Below are 22,793 nucleotides of genomic sequence, written 5' to 3'. Positions count from 1 at the left end.
TTACTCTATTTGTGTTGAACGCTCTGCTAACCAGTGAGCAAGTTCAGGCCAAAATTGATCGGCACTTTTTTGACTCGACATTAAACCTAAATGCCCACCAGGAATAAGAGTAAACGTGACATCACGACTATTTGTCAATTCAGTCAATGGTCTAACAGCATCAGCTGTGACCATTTGATCGCTTGAACCCGCGCCAATCATAAGAGAGCAGTCTATATTTTTTAATTCGATTTTCTTATCTTGAAGTTCGATATAACCATTTTTTAGCGGATTTCTTAACCAGACATTGAATAACATATCTTGGTTTACCCCAGCAGGATAATCAATCATATGATTGAGGAAATAACCTAAAGTGGCATGTTCATGCAAAAGTTTTTTATCATCAAGATTCAGTAATAATTGTTTATGGCCTTCATACCAACCTTTTGGATCTAAAATTTTAAATCCAATTGCATTTAAAATACCTGGGGAGTGAATGAGGCGCTTAGGAATACGACCGTTATAAACTTTATGTTTGAGTAGACGAGTTCTTTCAAGATAGCGATTCATCTTAGCATATAGCTTTCCGATACTACCTGAAGCAAAGCTATCAATTGGACTACCTAAAACGATTAGATTTTTTACATGGTTCGGCTGTCTGAGCGCTGTGTACAACAGAACAAATATTCCCGCCATACTCCAGCCATGTAATGAAATTTGATCAGATTTAGCGTGTGTGCGTATTTGATCGATACAATTCGGGATTGCATCATCAATAAAACCTAAAAAGTTGAGATCGCGATCTTTATAGCTAAAGTGTCCCCAATCCAATAAATACACATCAAAACCTTGCTCTGTATAATATTTGATAAGAGAACGGTATGGATAAAGATCATAAATATCCATCTTGATCGCTAAAGGCGCGACAAAGACCAATGGCTCAACATATTTTTTATTTTCAGATGCGTAATATCGAATTTTACTCGATTTATGAGTACCTATCACTTCATACGGCGTTGCTTGAGATAAAACCAAAGATTTACCGTAAAAAATGCGTGTCCCTAAATTTTTTAACTTGCTTTGTTTAGAACGCCAGTTAGTTTTTAAATGTTCCATGAAGGTTGAAGATCTCATAAGCATGTGATTTGAACGAAGTCTAAGCGATATTTATATATTTTACCTTGACCTTAAATGCTTTGGGCGCTCAAAATGTTGGCAATTATTCACAAAGGCAGTTTTTAGGACTGATTTAGAGCAATGAGCCAGCAAGACGACATTGAATACCAACTTGATACATTAGCACTTCGTACAGGTCATACGCGCAGTTTTGAAGGTGAGCATGCTGAACCGATGTTTCTAACTTCTTCATTTGTATATGCAAATGCAGCAGAAGCAGCAGCTAAATTCTCTGGGAAAGAGCCCGGTAATATTTATTCTCGCTTTACAAACCCAACAGTCGCAATGTTTGAAAAAAGATTGGCTGCAATGGAAGGTGCTGAACGTGCAGTGGCAACAAGTACGGGTATGGCTGCGATCATGGCGGTGGCGATGTCATTCTTAAAGGCTGGTGATCATGTTGTATGTTCTCGAGCAGTATTTGGTTCAACCGTGGCCTTATTTGAAAAATACATTTCTAAGTTTGGTGTGACTGTCAATTTTGTTGATTTAACAGATTTAGATGCTTGGAAAGCTGCGATCAAACCAGAAACTAAACTACTATTTGTAGAATCTCCGTCAAATCCATTATCGGAAATTGCTGATATTAGCGCATTAGCAGATATCGCGCATGAAAATGATGCCTTACTCGCAATTGATAATAGTTTCTGTACGCCAGTGCTACAACAACCATTAAAACTGGGTGCGGATCTTGTCGTGTATTCAGCAACAAAATATTTAGATGGTCAAGGTCGTGCGTTGGGTGGTGCTGTCGTAGGTAGTCATCAATTACTTGAAGAAGTTTTTGGCTACGTTCGTACAACTGGGCCTTCTATGAGTCCGTTCAATGCTTGGGTTTTCTTAAAAGGTTTGGAAACGCTTCGTCTACGTATGAAGGCTCATTCTGAAAGTGCACAAAAGATTGCTGAGTGGCTTCATCAGCACGATAAAATTGAGAAAGTATTCTTTGCTGGCTTAGCGGATCATGTAGGTCATGATTTGGCTAAAAAGCAACAAAAAGGTTTTGGTGGTATAGTTTCATTCGTGGTAAAAGGTGGGCGAGAAGCTGCTTGGAAAGTAATTGATCACACTCAATTTATTTCTATTACTGGAAATCTTGGGGATGCAAAATCAACGATTACTCATCCTGCAACGACTACTCATGGTAAATTGTCTGATGAAGCGAAGGCTGCAGCTGGCATTGCAGAAGGTTTAATTCGTCTTTCAGTAGGTTTGGAAGACGTTGATGATATTATTGCAGACATTCAACGTGGTCTTGATTTAGTCTAATTTAAATTTGTTCGGAGTATACAAATGAACATTAACATGCTTATGCAACAAGCACAGCGCATGCAAAAGGAAGTAGAGTCCAACATCAAGAAAGCGAAAGAAGAGCTTGCACAGAAAGAAGTGCATGCTGAAGCTGGTGGTGGTTTGGTAAAAGTGACAATGACTTGCCGTAATGTGGTAAAACGCATTGAAATCAATCCAGAATTACTTCAAGACGATCCAGATATGATTGAGGATTTGATTGCAGCTGCTATGAATGATGCTGCACGCCAAGCCGAAGCGATTTCAGAAGAAACAATGAAGTCTGCAAATAGTGGTATGGGATTACCTCCTGGCTTATCAGGTTTATTTTAAGGATATTGCCGAGTGTTCAGCGAACGGTTTGACCAACTCGTCCAAGCACTGCGAATTTTACCAAGCGTTGGGCCTAAATCGGCTCAGCGCATGGCGTTGCATTTGATCATGAAGAATAAGCAAGGTGCTTTGGCATTATCTGAAGCACTTAGCGATGCCGCTGATCATATCCATGAATGTTCTATTTGCCACTCATTGACTGAGAATGAGGTGTGTGACATTTGTCTGTCGCAAGACCGAGATGATACCTTGCTCTGTGTGGTTGAATCTCCTGCAGACGTGATGGCAATTGAGCAAAGTGGAAGTTTCAGAGGCAAATATCATGTATTGGGGGGGCATTTATCTCCTTTAGATGGTATAGGGCCTGAAGAGGTTGGCATACCTGCATTAGTTCAACGCTTAGCTGAAGGTCAGGTAGCAGAGGCTATTCTCGCTACCAATGCAACGGTTGAAGGACAGGCTACGGCACATTATTTGGTAGAAGCTACACGTCATTTGAATATCAAAATGACACGTATTGCTCAAGGTGTACCACAAGGGGGGGAGCTTGAGTATGTCGATAGTCACACCTTAAGCCAAGCAGTTCATAATCGTATGCAAATGAAATAAGCACAAATTGTGCTTATTTTTTTGATTAGAGAAATATCACTTTTCTGAATAGTTTTTTAGTCAAAAAAAATATTAAATTTTTCATGTTTTATAACTATTTACAGTGTATACATAGATTTGCTTGACGCTTTAATTGAAAATTTATATTTAAAATTGATAATTTAAGCTAAAATACATCTCGATACCAATCTAGCACATTGTTTTTTATGATGTTTCAATTTATCCAAGAGCAAAAAGAACTCGAGCATGTTTTGACACTAATGAGTCAACAAGATGTTTATGGTTTAGATACTGAATTTATCAAAGTTGATACACTATGGCCAAAATTGGGTGTCTTGCAAATCAATGTCGCAGATCAGGTGTTTTTATTAGACGGTACACGTCTAGATTTTTCGAGTTTCTGGCCTAAAGTTTTTGCTGCAAAGCAAAATATTTTCCATGCTTGTGGTGAAGATATTGATCTGATTTACCATTATTCAAAAGGCAATCATCTTAATAATGTATTTGATACTCAGGTGGCTTTGTCTTTTCTCGGACACGGATTACAGGTCAGTTATCAAAATGCTCTCAAAGAAATTTTAAATATAGAAATTGATAAAGATCAAACACGTTCAGATTGGCTTGCACGTCCTTTAACTGAAGAGCAAAAAGCATACGCAGCGAATGATGTCTTATATATTATGAATTTAGCCGATGCGCTAAAAAATGAATTAGAGAAAAAAGGGCATTATCAGTATGTACTAGAGGATTGTAAGAGCCTCACGCTTGAGATTGCGACAGAAACGCCGAAAGAGAAACTATACGAAGATGTCGGAAATTATAGACACTCTCGAAAGCAGTTAATGCAGCTACAATTGCTCAGTGTTTGGCGTGAAGAAATGGTGAAGGCTTTAAATCAGCCTCGAAGTTTTATTCTGAAAAATGCCACTATGATTGATTTGGTGGAAAAAAATCCAAAAAATACATTTCAATTATCCCAAGTTAAAAATATTCGTCCGAATGTGGTTCGTGAGCACGGTAAAACGATTTTGGATATTATTGCGTTGCTGCCCCCAATGGAAGAATGGCCATTACGAATTGCTCGACCAATTAAACATTCATCTAAAGATATTACACATGATGTTGATAACATGATTGGTAATCTTGCAGAAGAGTTGGTGATCCCCAAAGAAGTGTTAATGCGAAAAAAATGGCTCGGGGCTTTATATCAGCATGTGGTTTTTCATGGCGATGAACAAGACTTACCTCAATATTTACTCGGTTGGCGTTATGATTTACTGACGAAGCCATTAATTGAGTTGCTTCATAAAGATGCACAATATTTGAGTATGCAAATGAAAGTCAATGAATGACTTCTCTCAAAATTTGATTAAAGAATTACCAGTCATCCTAAACTAGACTGATGCGTTAACAAACGCTAATGTTTCGCCGTTTTTTTTGATGTATGCTTTGCTTTGAGTTTAAAAGGTGTTGTTTGAATCATGTGGTGTGAAATCTACAAATCTAGTAAGAAAGACGAAATGTATATTTACGTTGCGCGTCCTGAACAAGCGGAAAACCAAGAAGCTGTTGATCCGTTATCAGTATTATCTGATGCAATGAAAAATGCATTTGGCCGAGCGACATTTGTGATGTCACTGGAATTACATGCCGAACGCAAATTAGCGCGTGTAAATGTTTTACATGTGATGGATTCAATTCAGACGAAAGGATTCTTTTTACAATTGCCGCCTGAAGGATTGATCAATCCTAATGCGGTAGAGCCAGAGGGACTACGCGGTGCGTGATAATCAAGTTGGAGGATGGGATCAGTTTGTTTCAATGTTGGATTCAATTCCAGAATATAACATTGCAATTACCGTCTATATTCTCGGAACTTTGATTATTCTGTGGTGTTGGTACGGCATAGCGAAACGCCTACCTTCACCTTTAGGTGGAGTGACTTGGATTTTTGTGTTTGCTATTTTGGCAACACCAACGATTTCTGAAGGTCCTAATTCCGCCTTAGCACCTGCAACTTTTGGTTTGATCTTTGGGGTATTAACAAAAGATTCACCTTTGATCTGGTCTAATTTCTCATTGATTGCCTTTGTTATTGCTATAGGGTTATTGGCAGGTTATTTCTGGACTAAGTACGCTTCTAAACAAAAGAATCCGAGACACACATCGTCAGTGAAGACACCACCACTTTAATTATCCAAATAAAAAAATAAGGTTTCATTATGTCTGTTGATGCACATCAATTTACGGGTACAGATCAATATATCGCCACAGATAGTCTCAAGCTTGCTGTGAAGGCCGCTCGAGCGTTACAAAAGCCTCTTTTGGTGAAGGGTGAGCCAGGTACAGGTAAAACATTATTGGCTGAACAAGTTGCTGATAGCCTGGGTTTAAAACTGATTACTTGGCATATCAAATCAACGACGAAGGCTCAACAAGGTCTTTATGAATACGATGCCGTTTCAAGATTACGCGATAGTCAATTGGGTGATGAGCGTGTTTATGATATTAAAAACTATATTAAACCAGGTAAATTGTGGGAAGCATTTACCTCTGAAGAACGTTGCGTTTTATTAATTGATGAGATTGATAAAGCAGATATCGAGTTCCCAAATGATTTGCTTCATGAACTAGACAAAATGTCATTCTTTGTTTATGAAACTGGTGAAACAATTACTGCAACACAGCGTCCAATTGTGATCATCACTTCAAATAATGAAAAAGAACTTCCTGATGCTTTTTTACGCCGTTGTTTCTTTCATTATATTGAATTCCCAGATGAACAGACCATGCGTGAAATTATTGCAGTTCATTTTCCAAGAATTTCAACGACATTGGTCAGTGAGGCACTTCAGGTCTTCTTTAAGCTTCGCCAAATACCTGGTCTTAAGAAGCCACCTTCAACTTCTGAATTAATTGATTGGTTAAGCTTATTGATGGCTGATGATATGCCTGAAGATATTTTAAGAAACCATGATAAGTCAAAAGCAATTCCACCGCTGTATGGTGCGCTCATCAAAAATGAGCAAGATGTGCAGCTACTTGAGCGCCTCGCATTTATGACTCGTCGATAGGTGATACTATGTTCGTAAGACTGTTTTACACCTTGCGAAAATACGGAATCCCCGTAACGACGCGCGAGCTGATTGATTTAAATCAAGCAATTAGTCTAGGTTTGGTTTTTGCAGATCAAGATGATTTTTATCAGCTTGTGAAGACAGTCATGGTCAAGGATGAGCGTTACTTCGATAAGTATGATCGTGCTATGAAGGATTATTTTCAGGGCATTCAAACCTTTGATGTAGATGATTTACTCAGTAAAGTTAATCAACTTCCTAAAGAATGGTTTGATTTAGAACTCCTTGAAAAACACTTAACGCCAGAGCAACGTGAAGCACTACAAAGAGCAGGTTCTTTAGAAGAGCTCATGAAAATGCTGGAAGAGCGTTTGCGTGAGCAACATAAAAAACACCAAGGTGGTAATCGTATGATTGGCACTGGTGGCACTTCACCGTTTGGAGCTTTTGGTGATCACCCAGAGGGGGTGAGAATTGGAGGGCCGGGACGTAAAAAATCTGCGGTGAAAGTGTGGGAACAACGTAAATACCAAAATCTTGATGATGATCAAATTTTGGGAACACGTCATATGCAAATGGCGTTGCGTCGTCTGAGAAAATTTGCGCGTCAAGGTGCTGAAGAAGAGCTTGATATAGATCAAACGATTCGCGAAACGGCTAAGCAGGGAATTCTTGATGTACAGATGGTGCCAGAGCGTCGTAATCGAATTAAAGTTTTGATGTTGTTCGATGTAGGCGGTTCTATGGATGCCTATATTGCACAATGTGAAAAACTGTTTAGTGCAGCCAAAACAGAATTTAAGACTTTAGAATATTTCTATTTCCATAACTGTCTTTATGATTACGTGTGGAAAGACAATCATCGCCGTACTTCGACAAAAATGAATACCTTAGATTTATTTAATACCTATGGTAAAGATTATCGAGTGATTGTTGTTGGTGATGCAAGTATGGCGCCATACGAATTAAAATCTGCTGGTGGTTCTGTCGAATACATGAATGAAGAGTCGGGTGAAATTTGGCTGCGTCGTTTGCGCCAGCATTATGAAAAGACGGCTTGGTTGAATCCTGAAACTGAGAATTACTGGCATTACACTCAAACGATAGGAATGATCAAAGAATTATTTGAAGATCATATGTATCCAATGACTTTAAAAGGCATTGAAGATATGACTAAATTCCTCTCGCGCTAACTTTTTTAAATTATATTCATCTAAAGGATCTTGATATGAGCTATCAAATCAATGGTGTGGCATTGCCAAATGAAGAAGGTTTTTTTGGTGAATATGGTGGTCAATTCATTCCACCTCATTTAAAAGCAGCAATGGATGAAATCAATGTTGCTTATGAAGAAATTCGTAAAACACCTGAATTTCAAAATGAGCTTTCAGAGCTGTTTGCGCATTATGTAGGTCGTCCAAGTCCTTTATTTCATGCCAAACGACTTTCAGAACAATTGGGCGGTGCTCAAATTTATCTGAAGCGTGAAGATTTGAACCATACAGGTGCACATAAAATTAACCATTGTTTGGGTGAAGCTTTACTTGCTAAATACATGGGCAAGAAAAAAGTCATTGCTGAAACTGGGGCAGGTCAACATGGTGTCGCATTAGCCACCGCTTGTGCCTTGGTTGGTATCCCATGTGAAATTCATATGGGTCAAGTTGATATTGAAAAAGAACATCCAAATGTCGTGAAAATGAAAATTTTGGGTGCGAATCTAATTTCAGTCACTCGTGGAACAGCAACATTAAAAGATGCTGTTGATAGTGCTTTCGAAGAGTATTTGAAAGACCCTGATAGCTTTATTTATGCCATCGGATCAGTCGTTGGTCCACATCCATTTCCTAAAATGGTGCGTGATTTCCAAGCAATTATCGGTGATGAAATTAAAGTTCAATCACAAGACAGATTTAACAAATATCCTGATTATATTGTTGCTTGTGTTGGCGGTGGCTCAAATGCAATGGGAGCATTCAGTGCATTCCTTAATGATGGTAGTGTGAAATTGATTGGTGTTGAACCAGCAGGACATGGTTTAGATACTGATCAACATTCGGCAACATTAACTTTAGGTAAACCAAGTCAACTTCATGGTATGGCGTGTTATGTGCTGGAAGATGAAAATGGCGAGCCATTACCTGTGCATTCGATTGCTTCTGGATTAGATTATCCTGGTGTGGGACCTCAACACAGTTTCTTAAAAGATATTGGTCGTGTTGAGTATTCAACAGCAACTGATGAAGAATGTCTGAATGCATTCATGACTCTATCTCGAGTTGAAGGGATTGTGCCTGCATTAGAAAGTTCACATGCTGTTGCTTGGGCGATACGCGAAGCTCCACAATTGTCCAAAGATACCATTGTGGTGGTGAATTTATCAGGTCGAGGTGATAAAGACTCGGACTATGTGGCAGAAAAATTAGGTTTAAATTAACACATAAAAAACCAGCTTTGGCTGGTTTTTTTAATTACATTTCTGGTGGTTCTTCATTCAAAGGCGTAAGAATATTTTCAAAGGAGGAAATTTCAATAGGAATGAGCGGCGTTTCGATTGAAAGATCTTGAACAAGTGTTTCAGTCGCTTGTTGAGCTTGTTGAGCTTGTTGAGCTTGTTGAGCTTGTTGAGCTTGAACCATGGTTTTCATAATTTCATCAGCTGGTGCACTTAGTTCGTGTGCTTTTTTGCTGTCATATTTGGTGGCAAGTTCTTTTAAAATTGCGTAAGACAAATAACTCGTAAATGCTGGATTCTCAGATTTAGCCTTGGATGGAAGTAGAGAAACGCAAGCGGCATGAAATAAACCATGTTGTACGTATGTTGCATTGAATGCAGGATCTTTAGCTTTATCAGGATCACCTAAATAACCAATCTTGAAGCCAATTTCAGATGCAGCACAGGCATTGGTCACTTCAGAAGAGGGATTGCGATAGTCAGCATTTTTTTTGAAATATAGCACTTCTGCGATCGACATCATTTCATCTTGAATTTCTTTAAGTCGGCCATCTAAATTTGGGACTGCAAAATAATTTTTTAACTTAAATAGTGTTACAGTGCCTTCGAGCCATTTTTGAGGTTGCTCTGTATAACTCAAATTTGTATAACAGGCAGAAGTTTGCAGGGCTGCTTCAACAAATTCTTTGTTTTTTCTTGGATTTTTCATATCTTGATCAGCCCCTAAATATCCCATCATGTAGGCTTTTTTATAGGTATTACATGCAGGGGTGATGAGCGTCTTTTTTTGATATGTTTTTGCTTTTTTTAGCAGCTCTATTTGATTCTTTATCGTTGGTTCAAGTTCAGATGCATAAGTGGAAGCAGTTACAAATAAAGCGGTGTAACACAATAACTTTTTATACATCATCAGTCCTTAGGCAAAAAATTCCATAATGTAATGACTTTACTGATGCTGTTTAAATAGTTCAATGACTCAATAAAAGAAAATCATTGTAAAAGATGACTAATTTCAATCAATTGTCCAAAATTGAGATCATGATGGAGTTATCAAAAAAAGCCCCCGAGATGGGAGCTTATTTTTATCCTGAAATATACTGTTGAAGTTGTTCAATTAATACTTTTTGGTCTTCCATCGCGGCTTTAACCAAGTCACCAATTGATACAATTCCGACGAGTCTATCGTCTTCTAATACTGGCAGATGGCGAATATGACGTTCTGTCATTAAATCTAAACACTCATCTACGGTGTTGCTTTTACTTACAGATAAAACCGTACCAGTCATGATTTCTGAGACTGTAGTTAAGTCTGATGTACGTTGCATAAGTGCAATTTTACGCGTGTAATCCCGTTCAGATAAAATTCCAACAAGTCTTTCATCCTGTACGACAACAACGGCACCAATACCTTTTGTTGCCATTAGTGTGATTGCTTCTAAAACCGTAGCATCAGGTGTGATGGTAGAGATTTCTGAATTGTTTTTATTTTGTAGGACTTGAGCTACTGTTGTCATAAAGGTTCCTCTTGTTGGTTATTCGTCCATGTATAAGTTAATAACTGAAATCTTAAATCTTTACAATTGTTTTAGTGGAATTTTCTGCTAAATAGATGGGCTCAAATGATTTTGAAAAAATAGCATCTGCATGTGTGGAATAGTGAGCTTAAAGTGGCGATCTCGATGATTGCACAGGGCAGGTGTGACTTTTAGTCGCGTTAGGGTTGGGAGTAGTGAATTTTTAAAATCATCAGACGTTATTTTTCGAGGCTGATAGTGCGGCCAGTGAATTTTTGCATAATGTAAAGCCTGGACTGAGTTGAGCCAGAAGGGGAATATGTATTCTTGATTGATTGATCGAATGGCCCAACCTTGATGTTCTGGATTGTACAGTCCCCACAGTACTCCACAATACATCATGGTTTTAAGGATATTAACTTTGAGTAAAAAATGCTTTGAATTTGGTTGCAACTGTACAAAGGTGTTCATGATCGTTCGATGATTCATTACCAATGATGATAAGTTCAGTCTAATGATTTTTTCTTAAAGTTTAGTTGCATTAATTTAAAGTTTGGTAAGCAAATATGTAAATAAAAGAGCTAAAAAAACGCCACGAATGTGACGTTTATTTATGCTTGCATTGTGGCCATGTTTTGCCAATACTGTGCTTTCAAAGAATCACGTTCTACACGGAAACCTTGAAGATAGAGTTCAGCTAGAAACATCGCTGCTTTACCATGACCCGCACGTGCTGCATTCTCAAGTTCTGAAACTGCGTCTGTAAAATTCATTTCAAATTGAATGGTATTTACAGCATTCGAATACATATGTTCGAGGTCTTGTTGAGAGAATTGTTTAATCATATAAAACTCCTTATTCTAATTATGATTAGTACTACAGTTATAAAGACCTAAATTAGGTCAAAATGGAATATAACAAAGTAATATTAAACTAATATTACAATTTGCGTTAATTGTCAAATAAATTTTCAAGATAAATCTTTTAAAAAATACTTACATGATTAAACTTTAATCATTTTATATTGGGTTTATGATAAAACTGTAAATAACTATAAAGGAGAATGACTTATGACTAATACCATTGATGGTTTCACATTTGGCAATCCACCAGAGCCATCCGATATTATTGCGCTTGCACATCATCATAAAAAACAACTTGATGAAGCAATTTTTCATCAAGAAATCCATTTAGGTCACTACTGTTTAGAGCAGCGTAAACGTGTGCATGATTACACGCAGACGCTTGATCCTGCAGCGAAAGCTGAATTTTATCGCTATTATGACGGCGAATTAAAACGTATCGCCGTCATTGACGAAGAACACCCTGATGATGCTGAAGGTGGTTTAAGTGTTTTCACTATTTTTATCGTACTCGCGGTGATCGCTGCTATCTTATATTTTGGTGTTGTGCAGAATGTTGTCTCTTAAAGGTGAATAAGCGCCATTTTTTGCATAATGGTTCTTCTTTAAATCAACGTTAACACTATATTTTTAAAGCATCTCGGATTACACTTAAGCTAATCCGAGGTTGTACATGCTCCATTTAAGAAAAATTTCGTCTGATCTTTTCTCACAATTAAATATTGAGCAGATTCAAAATGCTTTCATCATAGGCATTGTACTTTTTATTCTTATTGTCTCTAGTATTGCACTGAATCGTCCAATTAATTCAGCCCACTTTGAACAAGTTCAAGCGCTCGCGGCTCAAAATCGTTTAGAGCGAACGCATGAAATGGCAAATTTGTTACTTGCAAAACCTAAGATTAAAAATATTGAATTTTATCGTTTGCTGAATGCTTATCATATCGAGAATGCTCATATAAAAATTTATCCAGCGATTGAAAAGTTGGATTAGTTTTCAATCTTATTCAGATTGAGCCCAAGATTTTGATTCAGTATTTCTTTGATCTCCTTGGCAGTGACACGGTCAGAGACAGCAATAACAGTCATTTGATCGGGGTGTAAATGTTTTTGTATTGCATTTTGAATATCTTGGCGAGTTAATTTTCGAATCTGCTCCTGATACTCATTTAGATAATTGGAATTAAGTCCATAAAAACCAATTGATGCGATTTGGGCATTAATATTTGCATTGCTATTTAAGGTCATTGGAAAAGACCGAAGAATACTTTCTTTATTTTCTTTAAGCAAAGAGTCAGTAATTGGCTGTTTTTTGAAGTCAATGAATACTCGATGTGCGAGCTTTAAGCTTTCGAGCAATTGGTCTTGTTGTGTCGCATATCCAAAACTAAAAACGCCAGGTACCTGTGGTGTAGTCAGCGTACTCGATGCGCTATAGGTGAGTCCTCGTTTAACTCGTAACTCTTTTGATAAGATTGAATTAAAACTCCCACCACCAAACATTCTGTTGGCAACTTCCAAAGCGGCACGGTCTGGATGTGCTCGTTCTAAAGATAAATGACCCAATAATGCATGTGCTTGTAGGCTTTCGCGTTTTAGTACTGAAATTTTAAAACCTGATTCACTGACGGGAGTTGGAAGGTCGGGCTGCTTTTGCCCTTGCGGTAAATTGATACTGATCAGTTCCGAGATCTGTTGAGCTTGATCTTGAGTGAGTTGTCCTGTGATTGCTATATTGGAATTTTGAGCGACAAGCAATCGATCTCTAAATTCTTTGAGTAATTCAGGCGTAATCTTTTTTAAACTACCTACTGTCCCAGCTGTTGGTTGAGCATATGGATGATCCCCATACAGCATACGATACAGTTGTATTGACATTAGTCTAGATGGATTCTCTTGAAGTTGTTTTTGCCCAATTTGAGTATTACTGAGCGTGAGATTAATGCCTGATTGTTTGAAGGTGGCATGTTTGATTAAATGCAGTAGTAAGTTTAATGCAGGGTCAAATTTTTCAGGATCATTTAACACTCTTAGTCGAACAACAAACATATCGCGATAGGCATTGAAAGAATATTTGGCGCCTAATCCCTCAAATGTGGTGGTAATCTGTTTTGCACTGAGCTGATCTGTTCCTTCAAGCATAAGGCGAGCTGCCATATTGGATATACCGTAAAGTCCTTTACCTATGACTTCATCTCGTGCAGATCCAGCATTAAATGTAATTTGAATGTCGACCATTGGCAGATCATTCGTTTCAACAAATAAGGTTCGTACATTTAAAGAGTTTTTAAGTTCTTGAACAAAAGGCGCTTTATAATTTTGGGAAGAGTTTGTGATCTCTTTTAAGCTTAACAAGTTTTTAATCGAGCTTAGACCACTGGGATCTTCTTCGATGATCTGTTCAATTGGTTCCGCTTCTATAAGTCCCTCCGCATGCGACAGTGAACTCAAGATGGCACCACACAATACACTCGTTAAAAATAGAGAAGACAAATAATTCATAAAACGCCTAGTTGTTGTTTTTCTGTTCAGGATAAAGATGTAAAACGCTCAAATTGTCACGATTAAAATAAATATTGGCAATGCGTTGTAAATCATGCGGTGTGACTTTATCGAAGTAATCAGGGAGTTGATCAATCATGCGATAGTCTAGATCATTGATGCTGAGCAAACCAATGAGTCGAGCTTGCCCAATAATATCATCTTGGCTATACACTAAATTGGAAACGAAATTCGCCTTGACCCGATTGAGTTCTTTTTCATTCACTAATTCTGATTTGAATAAATCTAGTTCCTGCTGTATGCGTTTTTGCGCTTGCTCAAGACTGATACCCTCAGCAGGTATGGCAGAGATTAAAAATAGGCTATCCCCACGATTATATGGATCATAACTCACATTAATTGAGGTCAGAATTCGCTTATCTCGGATCAGTCTCTCTTGTAGACGTGCTGAAATTCCGCCGTCCAATAGATTTTGAATAATGGTTAAAGCGTAGGCGTCTTGAGGGTTTTTTGCTGTTTTAATGGAATTGACATTCCAAGCCATAAACAAGTTGGGCACATGTACAGCCTGATATTGCTGCATGAAGCGATATCCAATTCTTGAAAATTCAAGCACATCATTTCGCTCAGGAACGGTTTTTTTGGGAATCTTATTAAAATATTTTTTGACTTCTCTAATGGTTTGTTCAGGATCTACATCGCCAATAACGACTAATGTTGCATTATTCGGTGCGTACCAAGTTTGGTACCATTTTTTTAAATCATTTAATTGAATGTTATTCAGATTTTTCATTAAGCCAATCACTGGTTGGCGATAGTGACTGGTCGGGTATGCAATCCATTTAAATCTTTCAAAAGCAAGGTTTCGAGGATTGTCCTCTGTTCGTTGCCGTCGTTCAGCCATTACAACTTTAATTTCGGGTTCGAAATCTTCTTGGCGCAGAACTAAATTTTGCATTCGATCTGCTTCTAACTCTAATGCCAGTGGAAGATATTTTTTAGGATAGAATTGATAGTAATTGGTGTAATTTGTGGATGTGAATGCATTGACACTACCACCATAAATTCGACTAAGGCGTGTAAATTCATCATTCGGTACTTTTTTAGTGCCTTTGAACATCATATGTTCTAGTACGTGTGAAATGCCGAGTAAATTCCCTGACTCATCACTACTGCCGACGGCATACCAAATTTGGCTAATTACTACAGGTGCGCGGTGATCTTCTCTAATAATGACTCTTAAACCATTATCCAGTGTTGTTTCGACGGTGTTTCGAGAGAGTTGAGTAGTTTGCTGATTTGCAAATGCCATCATCGGTGCTGATGTAATCGCAGCAATGATGATTGTCTGTTTGAAAATGAGTTGCAGAGAGAATTTGAGCCGGCTGAGAGACACAATTAATCCGAATAATGACTTTAAAATTATTCTTGATGATGTCGTATATTTATTCAAGATTGAACTGTTGCAATTTGGTTGATCGTTTTAAAAGTAATTGCAGATCGTGAATTTAAAGCAATTTATGCTAAACTCCATTCTTTTAATCGCAATGCTTTTCAAGGAATCGGCATGCAAGAACAGCAAAATAAATTCTTGATTGATGCGGATATTGGTGATGACGATGTCACCTTACCGAGCCTCCCGGCCGTTAATGTGCCTATTATCGAAAACAATGAAGTAGAAAAGCTGGAAACGGTGCCGGCCGTTGAAGAAACAAAACCGAAAGGTGGTTTCTTCAGTCGTATGAAAGAAGGCTTATCAAAATCTCGTAAAAATTTAGCTGACGGAATGATGAACATTTTAGTCGGTGGTAAAGAGATTGATGATGAGCTGCTCGAAGAAGTTGAAGAACAATTATTGGTCGCAGATATTGGGGTAGAGGCGACGAAAACAATTATTGCCAATTTGACTGAAAGAACTGCGCGTGGCGATTTGATCTACTCTCATTCTCTCTATAAAGCTCTTCAAGAAGAATTAGTTGCTTTATTAGCACCACGTGTCAAACCGTTACATATCGATCCGAATAAAAATCCCTATGTGATTTTGGTTGTGGGTGTAAATGGTGTAGGTAAGACAACCACGATTGGTAAACTCGCAAAACGATTGCAAGGTGAAGGTAAAAAAGTCATGCTCGCGGCAGGTGATACTTTCCGTGCTGCGGCGACTGAACAGCTACAAATTTGGGGTGAACGTAACGATATTCATGTCGTTGCACAAGGTCATGGTGCAGACAGTGCTTCAGTAATTTTTGATGCTTTTGAAAGTGCACGAGCGAAAGGGATCGATGTATTGATTGCAGATACCGCAGGGCGTTTGCATAACAAAGGTCACTTGATGGAAGAGCTCAAAAAAGTAAAACGCGTTATGCAGAAAATTGATGCGACTGCACCGCACGAGGTGATGCTTGTTGTGGATGCTGGCACAGGACAGAACGCGATTAACCAAGTTGAAATGTTTGATGAAGCTGTAGGTTTAACGGGTCTTACTATTACTAAATTGGATGGTACGGCAAAGGGTGGTGTGCTATTTAATATTGCGAGCCGTACACATGTGCCAATCCGATTTATTGGTGTAGGTGAAAAGATTGATGATTTGAGACCGTTCTCAGCAAAATCATTTGTCGCTGCATTATTCGATAACGAAAAATAATTATTCTTGGGTTAATTTAAAAAGCTCCTTATACGGAGCTTTTTTTATAAATACTTAAAATTCATAAAGTTATTCAAATTTGAGAAAGCCGAATTTTTTGACTCAATACATTAAATACGCAATTTGTTCCAAAAATAGAACACTTTGTTATAAAGATAAGGCTGAAAAGGTTTCGTAATATGAATAAGATAGCATCATCGTTAGCACACAATGAATGTTAAAAATAAGGAATAAGTTATGTCTTTTCTAAATCAAATTAAAAATCGCCGTACCATCTATGCAATTGGTAAGAATGTTTCTTTAGACAATACTCAGATTGAAGAAACCATTAAAGAAGCGGTACGTCAAAGTCCATCGTCATTTAACTCACAGACATCACGTGTTGTAACACTTTTTGGTGAGTCACATGACAAATTTTGGAATATCGTTTTAGAAACTTTACGTAAAATTGTTCCTGCAGAAGCATTTGAGGGAACTCAAAATAAGATCAATAGCTTTAAAGCGGGTCATGCAACTGTATTGTTTTATGAAGATCAAGATACGGTGAAAGGTTTACAAGAGCAATTCCCACTTTATGCTGAGAATTTCCCAATCTGGTCTGAACATTCAACAGCTATTGCTCAATTTGCGGTTTGGACTGCATTGTCAGAAAAAAATATTGGAGCATCATTACAACATTACAATCCAATTGTGGATGAAGAAGTGGCTTCAACATTTGAAATTCCAGCTTCTTGGAAACTTCGTGCTCAGCTTGTGCTCGGTTCAATCGAAGCGCCTGCTGGAGATAAAACGTTTATTGATGACGAGATTCGTTTTAAAACTTTTAATTAATCCAAATCATATAAAGGCACTTCGGTGCCTTTTTTTATGACGAGTTCTGTCATTAAATTGTCATCGCTTGGTAGCATAGTAGTCATATCTAACAATCTAATATTGAGTTATTTATGAAATTAAAAATTGCGTCTGCATTGATATTTACGGGTTTGAGCAGTCAAATTTTTGCAGCGGCGACCTTGGTGGTTCCAGAGGAACTGGTCGTAATTTCATTGAATAATCAAGAGGTTAAATCAGGACTATTTAAATCAAAAAAACAATACCAAATTGATGTGAATCAACCTTTGGTGAATGTTCGATATAATCAATACTTTGAACTACCTTTAAATAATCATGAGATCGTAAAGTCGGATATTCTTACTTTGAAATTGCCAGCCCTAGAGGATAATAAGTCATACAAATTGGATTTAATTCATCCACCACGAGATTTGGACCAAGCAAAAACATTCGCCAAAAATCCTCAATTGGCAATTTATAATCAAAATAATCAACTCATTTCAAATAATCTGATTGTTCAAATGACCTCGCAAAGTTTGCTAGGCGGTACGATCAATCAGATATTGCATAATGAGCCACAAGCTAGCCCAATGACCAAGTCAAGTTCATCATCAATAAATACTCAAACAGTGGAACAAGCTGACATTAAAAATACAAATTCAAATACTCATGTTGGTCAGACGTTGATTGAAGTATGGAAAAATTCTTCAAAGCAGGAACGTCAAAAATTTATGACTTGGCTTGCAACGCAATAAAACATTTAATATTTCATAAACAGATATAAAAAAGCCCTCATAGAGGGCTTTTTTATAAATTAAGTGAACAGCCAAGTATAGTAACCATAAATCATCAATGGCCATGCTACAAATGGACTAAATAAATACTTCCATATCCAATAACGTGGTATAAACCCTACGCCATGGATAAATCCACCAGATATTCCAATCATAATCAGCATCATGGCACGATGACTGTAATTACCACTTGCATCCAACATCAGACTTGGGTGGATGAGTAATATGGTAGCGAGAGGCAATGCCATCAGAAATGAAATGATCATTGCGAATGAGTATTTACGTTTTTCAGAATTTGACATTGCAAGCTCACTCATTTCATTCACCATCTAAGTCTTGATGTTGTTCCATGTAAATGGCTGCAAGTACACTCGCGAAACATGCCATTAACACACCTAGTATCCATGCGAAGTACCACATAATTATCTCCTAACAGTGATTCGGTTTTAATACAGACTATGCGTGTGGTCTTGAATATGTTTCTTGGTGATCACACCCCACATTTTGTAGTAACACCAAGTGGTGTATGCCAAGATCAGTGGAACAAAAATACATGCAGCAACAGTCATTACTGAAAGCGTCATTTGGCTAGATACTGCATCCCACATCGTCAAGCTAATGTTTGGATGAATACTAGATGGCATCAGGAATGGGAATAGGGCAAAACCAGCAGTGAGAATTGTGCCAATCACAGCGAACGATGTACCCAGAAAACTCAGTCCCGCTTTATTTTTAGACGATGCTAAAACCACAATTATTCCTCCGATAATCGCCATTACCGGTGCCAATATTGTGATTGGATAAATAGAATAATTGTTCATCCAGCCATGATTGGCATTAGTGAGTACTTCTTTAGCAAGTGGATTAGCTACACCATTCGTATCATAAGGTGTTACAAGCGTGTAGCCTTCGATATTGCCGAAATACAACCATGCACCAGCACCGAGAAAACAGATGAGAAAAAGAATACCCATATATCGTGTAGCTTGAGCAGAGCGTGTTCTTAATGCACCTTCAGTGCGTAGCATTAACCATGCACCACCATGCGCAGCAAGCATGGTCAAACTGACCAATCCACAGACCAAGGCAAATGGATTTAAAAGTGCAAAGAAGCTTCCTGTGTAAGTTGAACGAACAGTTTCATCAAGTGTAAAGGGGATGCCAAGGAACATATTGCCAAATGCAACACCAAAAACGAGTGCTGGTACTGCGCCGCCAATACATAAGCCCCAATCCCAAGCATTACGCCATTTAGTATTTTCGAGCTTAGAGCGATAGTCAAAACCAACAGGTCTAAGGAATAAAGCAAATAATACGAATAACAGCGCCCAGTACATACCCGAGAAAGCTGTTGCATATACCATTGGCCAAGCTGCGAAAAGTGCACCACCCGCCGTAATAAACCAAACTTGGTTTCCATCCCAATGTGGTGCAATGGTGTTGATAGCAGCACGACGCTCTTCATCGTCTTTACCGACGAACGGCATCAGTGCCATAGAGCCCATATCAAATCCATCAGTCAAAGCAAACCCAATAAGGAGGACGCCGACCAATACCCACCAAATGATTTTGAGAAGTTCATATTCAATCATGTTAAATCTCCTCAGTTGACTTATTGGCTGCTGCTAGTTTTTCGAAATGATACTTTCCAGTATGTAAAGAGCTTGGTCCTAGTCTTGAGAACTTGATCATTAAATACATTTCTATGATGAGCAGCACTGTATAGAAAGCAGCGAGTGCTAAAATTGAACCCCATACATCCGCTGAACTAATACTTGATGCAGATAGGTGTGTTGGTAAAACTTCACCAATAGTCCATGGTTGACGACCAACTTCAGCAACGTACCAACCTGTTTGAGCTGCAATCCATGGAAGTGGAAGGGCGATCAGTGCAAACTTGAGCAACCAAGTTTTATTTTCAGCATTACGTTTCATGACGGCATACGTTGCAAGAATGAACAACAAGAGCATTAAGAAACCTGACGCCACCATCGCTCTAAATGCCCAAAATAAACTTGGAACATGAGGGATAGTATCTAAAGCTGCAGATTTAATTTGTTGTTCAGTAGCATCAACCACAGTTGGTGTGTATTTCTTCAACAATAGACCATAACCCAAATCTTTTTGAGTCTCGTCAAATGCAGCTTTGAGTTCTGGTGATTGATCTCCAGCACGAAGTTGTTCAAGCTGTGCATAAGCGACCATACCATTACGGATACGTTGCTCATGTTGTGCGATTAAATCTTTGATCCCTGTGACTTGTTCAGTTGTAGAGCGAGTCGCAATTAAACCCATGACATATGGAATTTTCACAGCATAGTCTGTTGTTTGCGTCTCGGGATTGGGGATACCAAATAATGTGAATGCAGCTGGTGCTGGATGTGTATCCCATTCTGCTTCAATTGCAGCGAGTTTGGTTTTCTGAACATCACCTAATTCATATCCTGATTCATCACCCAGTAAAATTACGGATAATGTCGAAGCAAGACCGAAAATAGCAGCAATGGCAAATGAACGACGGGCAAAGGCCAAATCACGTTTTTTAAGTAGGTAATAACTTGAAATTGCCAATACAAAAATTGCACCAGTCACGTAACCCGCAGAAACAGTATGGACAAATTTAACTTGTGCCACTGGGTTAAAGATTAGTGCGGCAAAATCTACCAGTTCCATACGCATGGTTTCATAGTTAAATGCGGCACCGACAGGGTTTTGCATCCAACCATTTGCAACCAAGATCCAAAGTGCTGACATATTAGAGCCTAAAGCCACTAACCATGTCACACATAAATGTTGGACTTTAGAAAGACGTTCCCAGCCGAAAAAGAATAAACCAATAAAAGTAGATTCTAAAAAGAAGGCCATTAATCCTTCGATTGCTAATGGTGCACCAAAAATGTCACCTACATAATGTGAGTAGTAAGCCCAGTTTGTACCAAACTGGAATTCCATCGTTAGTCCAGTGGTTACCCCTAAAGCAAAGTTGATCCCGAATAACTTACCCCAAAACTTGGTCATGTCTCGGTAAATCTCTTTGCCTGTAATGACATAGGTGGTTTCCATGATGGCAAGGATAAATGCCAAACCTAGAGTGAGGGGTACAAATATAAAGTGATACATTGCGGTCATTGCAAATTGAAACCGCGATAGATCGACCACGCTTTCAGAAATCATCAACGTGTCTCCTTCATTTTAAGTTCGCTGCCCGTAATTCGTTCAGCGACTTGATGGTCAAAGTTTTTAGGAATGGTAGGTGCATCAAACCAGATATTTTTAATCACGATAAGAATGATTACTTTGATAATAAGAATCAGAGTAATCTCTTTGATTAAATTTTTATTTAAACTTGAAGGTTTAATCATCATATTTAAATGCATTATTTGAATCTATTTTAATTATTATTATCTTTTTTTTATTTAAAATAAACACTTTATAGTCATAAATATTTTTAATATAAAAAATATAATAAAAACAGTTATTTATAATTTTCATTTTTAATAAAATTAAATCCTACTAAAATGGTTATATTAAAAAATAAAATAGACTAAAATACTTGGTATTAATGTTTTAATTCCAACTAAAATAATAGGATTATTGTTTTAAAGTTTATTAAATTAGTTGGTTTTAAATCTGATTGAAATGGTTGGTTATAAGAATTTTATTAATTTTTATATAATCGTTGAGTTGGTTGGATTTAAATTTAATAGGCGTCACAAAATACCTTGAATGAACTATTTTCAAATCAAATGCATATAATTGAAGTGGGGTGTTAATAGCTAATTAATGCTGATCAACATTGAAAAGTTGATTTGTTTTTGCAATTTTTTTAGCAATAAAATGAGATCTTTTTGCACGGATCAGGAGGATTTGAGATTGAAATTCAAGTTCCCCAAACTCTGGTTCAACTTGTACATAATGTAATTGACCGAATTCATCGCGAACGCGTGCTTGAGCAGAGAAACCAGGTCGTGCATTACCACTAGAAACAGTTGCTAGTCGACCAAGCAAATTTGAGTGCTCTGATTTGTATTTGGGTTTGATTACTTGATCCAAACAATGAATCATAAATACCGTAAAGAAGATTGCGATAATTAAAGCGGGTAATAAAACATAGTACCAAGCTAGAAAGGTTTTCTGGCTTGCAAATACAATGAGCTGAAGAAAATATCCAGCAAAACTAAAATTGATCAGAAAAAAAACAAGAATGAGAACTTTGGAAAATTTAACTTGAAGCAAAGGAAGGCGAATAAGCCAATAAGGTGTTAATTTTTTTATAAATTGACTAGGTCTTAAGCCAACAAAATAGCCTAAGGTTTCAGCCATGCTGAGCATTAGCAATGCAAACACGCACATATGAAATGGCATTAAATCAATTTCCATTAAAAATGCCAGCATGTCCTTCACCTCATGACTTAAGATTCTAAGTAAATTCCACCATCAGAATGAACTTTAATCTCGACTTTTTCTAAAGATTCACCTTGGCATGGGCCTGAAATGCACACACCAGTTTCTACATCAAATAAAGCACCATGAGTAGAGCATTCAATGAACTCTTGATCACGATCTAAGAATTGATTTTCAAGAAACTCGAGCTCAACTTGTAAATGTGGGCATACATTTTGATACGCATAGAAGCAACCATCTCGTTGCGTAATGAAAATGTTGTCACCATTTTCAGTTTCAAAAGATCGAGATTCTCTTTCAGGAATGTCTTCAGTCATGC

Annotated in this window: 28 protein-coding genes; 14 read left to right on the top strand and 14 right to left on the bottom strand. The window is 37.7% G+C overall.

Annotation, left to right across the window (positions count from 1 at the left end; all coding sequences use genetic code 11):
• Window positions 1–1,095, bottom strand: a complete 1,095-nt coding sequence (locus AC1M9A_RS13160; protein ID WP_092768451.1) for an alpha/beta fold hydrolase — start codon at window positions 1,093–1,095, stop codon at window positions 1–3.
• A 141-nt stretch (window positions 1,096–1,236) separates the two neighbouring features.
• On the opposite strand from AC1M9A_RS13160, the gene AC1M9A_RS13155 reads away from it, so the two are divergent.
• The 9 genes from AC1M9A_RS13155 (at window position 1,237) to trpB (ending at window position 8,901) form a co-directional block, all read left to right on the top strand.
• The gene (locus tag AC1M9A_RS13155; protein WP_481597984.1) at window positions 1,237–2,424 is read left to right on the top strand and encodes an O-succinylhomoserine sulfhydrylase; all 1,188 of its coding nucleotides are present in this window, start codon (window positions 1,237–1,239) and stop codon (window positions 2,422–2,424) included.
• Window positions 2,425–2,448: 24 nt separating this feature from the next.
• Window positions 2,449–2,778, top strand: a complete 330-nt coding sequence (locus AC1M9A_RS13150) for a YbaB/EbfC family nucleoid-associated protein (protein ID WP_035266548.1) — start codon at window positions 2,449–2,451, stop codon at window positions 2,776–2,778.
• A gap of 12 nt (window positions 2,779–2,790) precedes the next feature.
• Window positions 2,791–3,387: a recombination mediator RecR gene (gene recR / locus AC1M9A_RS13145; RefSeq protein ID WP_481610374.1), complete on the top strand. Its 597-nt coding sequence runs from the start codon at window positions 2,791–2,793 to the stop codon at window positions 3,385–3,387.
• Window positions 3,388–3,596: 209 nt separating this feature from the next.
• Window positions 3,597–4,739, top strand: a complete 1,143-nt coding sequence (locus AC1M9A_RS13140; RefSeq protein WP_035266550.1) for a ribonuclease D — start codon at window positions 3,597–3,599, stop codon at window positions 4,737–4,739.
• Between the two features lie 129 nt (window positions 4,740–4,868).
• Window positions 4,869–5,174, top strand: a complete 306-nt coding sequence (locus AC1M9A_RS13135) for a YcgL domain-containing protein (protein ID WP_481610373.1) — start codon at window positions 4,869–4,871, stop codon at window positions 5,172–5,174.
• A gap of 34 nt (window positions 5,175–5,208) precedes the next feature.
• Entirely contained in the window at window positions 5,209–5,580 is a 372-nt protein-coding gene (locus tag AC1M9A_RS13130; protein WP_481610379.1) for a hypothetical protein, read from the top strand.
• A gap of 29 nt (window positions 5,581–5,609) precedes the next feature.
• Window positions 5,610–6,461, top strand: coding sequence for an AAA family ATPase (locus AC1M9A_RS13125; protein WP_092768445.1), 852 nt, complete (start codon window positions 5,610–5,612; stop codon window positions 6,459–6,461).
• A gap of 8 nt (window positions 6,462–6,469) precedes the next feature.
• On the top strand, window positions 6,470–7,657 hold the full coding sequence (locus AC1M9A_RS13120) for a vWA domain-containing protein (protein ID WP_481593959.1): 1,188 nt from the start codon (window positions 6,470–6,472) through the stop codon (window positions 7,655–7,657).
• A 35-nt stretch (window positions 7,658–7,692) separates the two neighbouring features.
• On the top strand, window positions 7,693–8,901 hold the full coding sequence (gene trpB / locus AC1M9A_RS13115) for a tryptophan synthase subunit beta (protein WP_481593958.1): 1,209 nt from the start codon (window positions 7,693–7,695) through the stop codon (window positions 8,899–8,901).
• 34 nt (window positions 8,902–8,935) lie between these two features.
• Here the strand turns inward: trpB and AC1M9A_RS13110 are convergent, their stop codons facing one another.
• The 4 genes from AC1M9A_RS13110 to AC1M9A_RS13095 all read right to left on the bottom strand — a co-directional run bounded on the left by AC1M9A_RS13110 (window position 8,936) and on the right by AC1M9A_RS13095 (window position 11,278).
• Complete coding sequence (locus tag AC1M9A_RS13110; protein ID WP_481610372.1) at window positions 8,936–9,826, bottom strand: hypothetical protein; 891 nt, start codon at window positions 9,824–9,826, stop codon at window positions 8,936–8,938.
• Window positions 9,827–10,001: 175 nt separating this feature from the next.
• Window positions 10,002–10,433 (bottom strand): CBS domain-containing protein, encoded by a 432-nt coding sequence (locus tag AC1M9A_RS13105; protein ID WP_035266567.1) that lies wholly within the window; start codon window positions 10,431–10,433, stop codon window positions 10,002–10,004.
• A gap of 87 nt (window positions 10,434–10,520) precedes the next feature.
• Complete coding sequence (locus tag AC1M9A_RS13100) at window positions 10,521–10,904, bottom strand: DUF2750 domain-containing protein (protein WP_481597989.1); 384 nt, start codon at window positions 10,902–10,904, stop codon at window positions 10,521–10,523.
• A 140-nt stretch (window positions 10,905–11,044) separates the two neighbouring features.
• On the bottom strand, window positions 11,045–11,278 hold the full coding sequence (locus AC1M9A_RS13095) for an SEL1-like repeat protein (RefSeq protein WP_035266572.1): 234 nt from the start codon (window positions 11,276–11,278) through the stop codon (window positions 11,045–11,047).
• Between the two features lie 225 nt (window positions 11,279–11,503).
• Here AC1M9A_RS13095 and AC1M9A_RS13090 point away from each other — a divergent pair, with 225 nt between their 5' ends.
• Together AC1M9A_RS13090 and AC1M9A_RS13085 are read left to right on the top strand one after the other, a co-directional pair.
• Window positions 11,504–11,863, top strand: coding sequence for a hypothetical protein (locus AC1M9A_RS13090; protein ID WP_481587962.1), 360 nt, complete (start codon window positions 11,504–11,506; stop codon window positions 11,861–11,863).
• Between the two features lie 106 nt (window positions 11,864–11,969).
• Window positions 11,970–12,290, top strand: coding sequence for a hypothetical protein (locus AC1M9A_RS13085; RefSeq protein WP_481610371.1), 321 nt, complete (start codon window positions 11,970–11,972; stop codon window positions 12,288–12,290).
• Here AC1M9A_RS13085 and AC1M9A_RS13080 read toward each other — a convergent pair.
• Both AC1M9A_RS13080 and AC1M9A_RS13075 read right to left on the bottom strand, forming a co-directional pair.
• Window positions 12,287–13,798, bottom strand: a complete 1,512-nt coding sequence (locus tag AC1M9A_RS13080) for a M16 family metallopeptidase (RefSeq protein ID WP_481610370.1) — start codon at window positions 13,796–13,798, stop codon at window positions 12,287–12,289. The two genes, AC1M9A_RS13085 and AC1M9A_RS13080, sit on opposite strands and share 4 nt — an antisense overlap.
• A 7-nt stretch (window positions 13,799–13,805) precedes the next feature.
• On the bottom strand, window positions 13,806–15,113 hold the full coding sequence (locus AC1M9A_RS13075; protein WP_481610378.1) for a M16 family metallopeptidase: 1,308 nt from the start codon (window positions 15,111–15,113) through the stop codon (window positions 13,806–13,808).
• A gap of 252 nt (window positions 15,114–15,365) precedes the next feature.
• Here AC1M9A_RS13075 and ftsY point away from each other — a divergent pair, with 252 nt between their 5' ends.
• The 3 genes from ftsY (at window position 15,366) to AC1M9A_RS13060 (ending at window position 18,031) form a co-directional block, all read left to right on the top strand.
• Window positions 15,366–16,445, top strand: coding sequence for a signal recognition particle-docking protein FtsY (ftsY, locus tag AC1M9A_RS13070; RefSeq protein WP_035266635.1), 1,080 nt, complete (start codon window positions 15,366–15,368; stop codon window positions 16,443–16,445).
• Window positions 16,446–16,682: 237 nt separating this feature from the next.
• Window positions 16,683–17,276, top strand: a complete 594-nt coding sequence (locus tag AC1M9A_RS13065) for a nitroreductase family protein (RefSeq protein WP_035266583.1) — start codon at window positions 16,683–16,685, stop codon at window positions 17,274–17,276.
• Between the two features lie 113 nt (window positions 17,277–17,389).
• Entirely contained in the window at window positions 17,390–18,031 is a 642-nt protein-coding gene (locus tag AC1M9A_RS13060; protein WP_481589509.1) for a DUF2057 family protein, read from the top strand.
• 59 nt (window positions 18,032–18,090) lie between these two features.
• Here the strand turns inward: AC1M9A_RS13060 and AC1M9A_RS13055 are convergent, their stop codons facing one another.
• The 7 genes from AC1M9A_RS13055 to AC1M9A_RS13025 form a co-directional block, all read right to left on the bottom strand.
• Window positions 18,091–18,387 carry a cyd operon YbgE family protein gene (locus tag AC1M9A_RS13055; protein ID WP_092768427.1) on the bottom strand — a complete coding sequence of 99 codons (297 nt, stop codon included), beginning with the start codon at window positions 18,385–18,387 and terminating at the stop codon, window positions 18,091–18,093.
• Between the two features lies 1 nt (window position 18,388).
• On the bottom strand, window positions 18,389–18,490 hold the full coding sequence (cydX, locus tag AC1M9A_RS13050; RefSeq protein WP_035266590.1) for a cytochrome bd-I oxidase subunit CydX: 102 nt from the start codon (window positions 18,488–18,490) through the stop codon (window positions 18,389–18,391).
• A 26-nt stretch (window positions 18,491–18,516) separates the two neighbouring features.
• Window positions 18,517–19,662, bottom strand: coding sequence for a cytochrome d ubiquinol oxidase subunit II (gene cydB / locus AC1M9A_RS13045; protein ID WP_481610369.1), 1,146 nt, complete (start codon window positions 19,660–19,662; stop codon window positions 18,517–18,519).
• Between the two features lies 1 nt (window position 19,663).
• Complete coding sequence (locus AC1M9A_RS13040; protein ID WP_035266593.1) at window positions 19,664–21,244, bottom strand: cytochrome ubiquinol oxidase subunit I; 1,581 nt, start codon at window positions 21,242–21,244, stop codon at window positions 19,664–19,666.
• Complete coding sequence (gene cydP / locus AC1M9A_RS13035) at window positions 21,244–21,435, bottom strand: cytochrome oxidase putative small subunit CydP (RefSeq protein WP_481587955.1); 192 nt, start codon at window positions 21,433–21,435, stop codon at window positions 21,244–21,246. Before cydP ends, AC1M9A_RS13040 begins: the two co-directional genes overlap by 1 nt.
• Window positions 21,436–21,850: 415 nt before the next feature.
• Window positions 21,851–22,465, bottom strand: a complete 615-nt coding sequence (locus AC1M9A_RS13030; protein WP_035266601.1) for an OB-fold-containig protein — start codon at window positions 22,463–22,465, stop codon at window positions 21,851–21,853.
• A 17-nt stretch (window positions 22,466–22,482) separates the two neighbouring features.
• Complete coding sequence (locus tag AC1M9A_RS13025) at window positions 22,483–22,791, bottom strand: Rieske (2Fe-2S) protein (RefSeq protein WP_171076765.1); 309 nt, start codon at window positions 22,789–22,791, stop codon at window positions 22,483–22,485.
• Window positions 22,792–22,793 lie beyond the last annotated feature (2 nt).

The sequence above is a fragment of the Acinetobacter sp. ANC_7634 genome, from assembly GCF_056779875.1.
The sequence above is the reverse complement of the archived record's forward strand: the minus strand, read 5'-3'. Positions and strand labels throughout refer to the sequence as shown.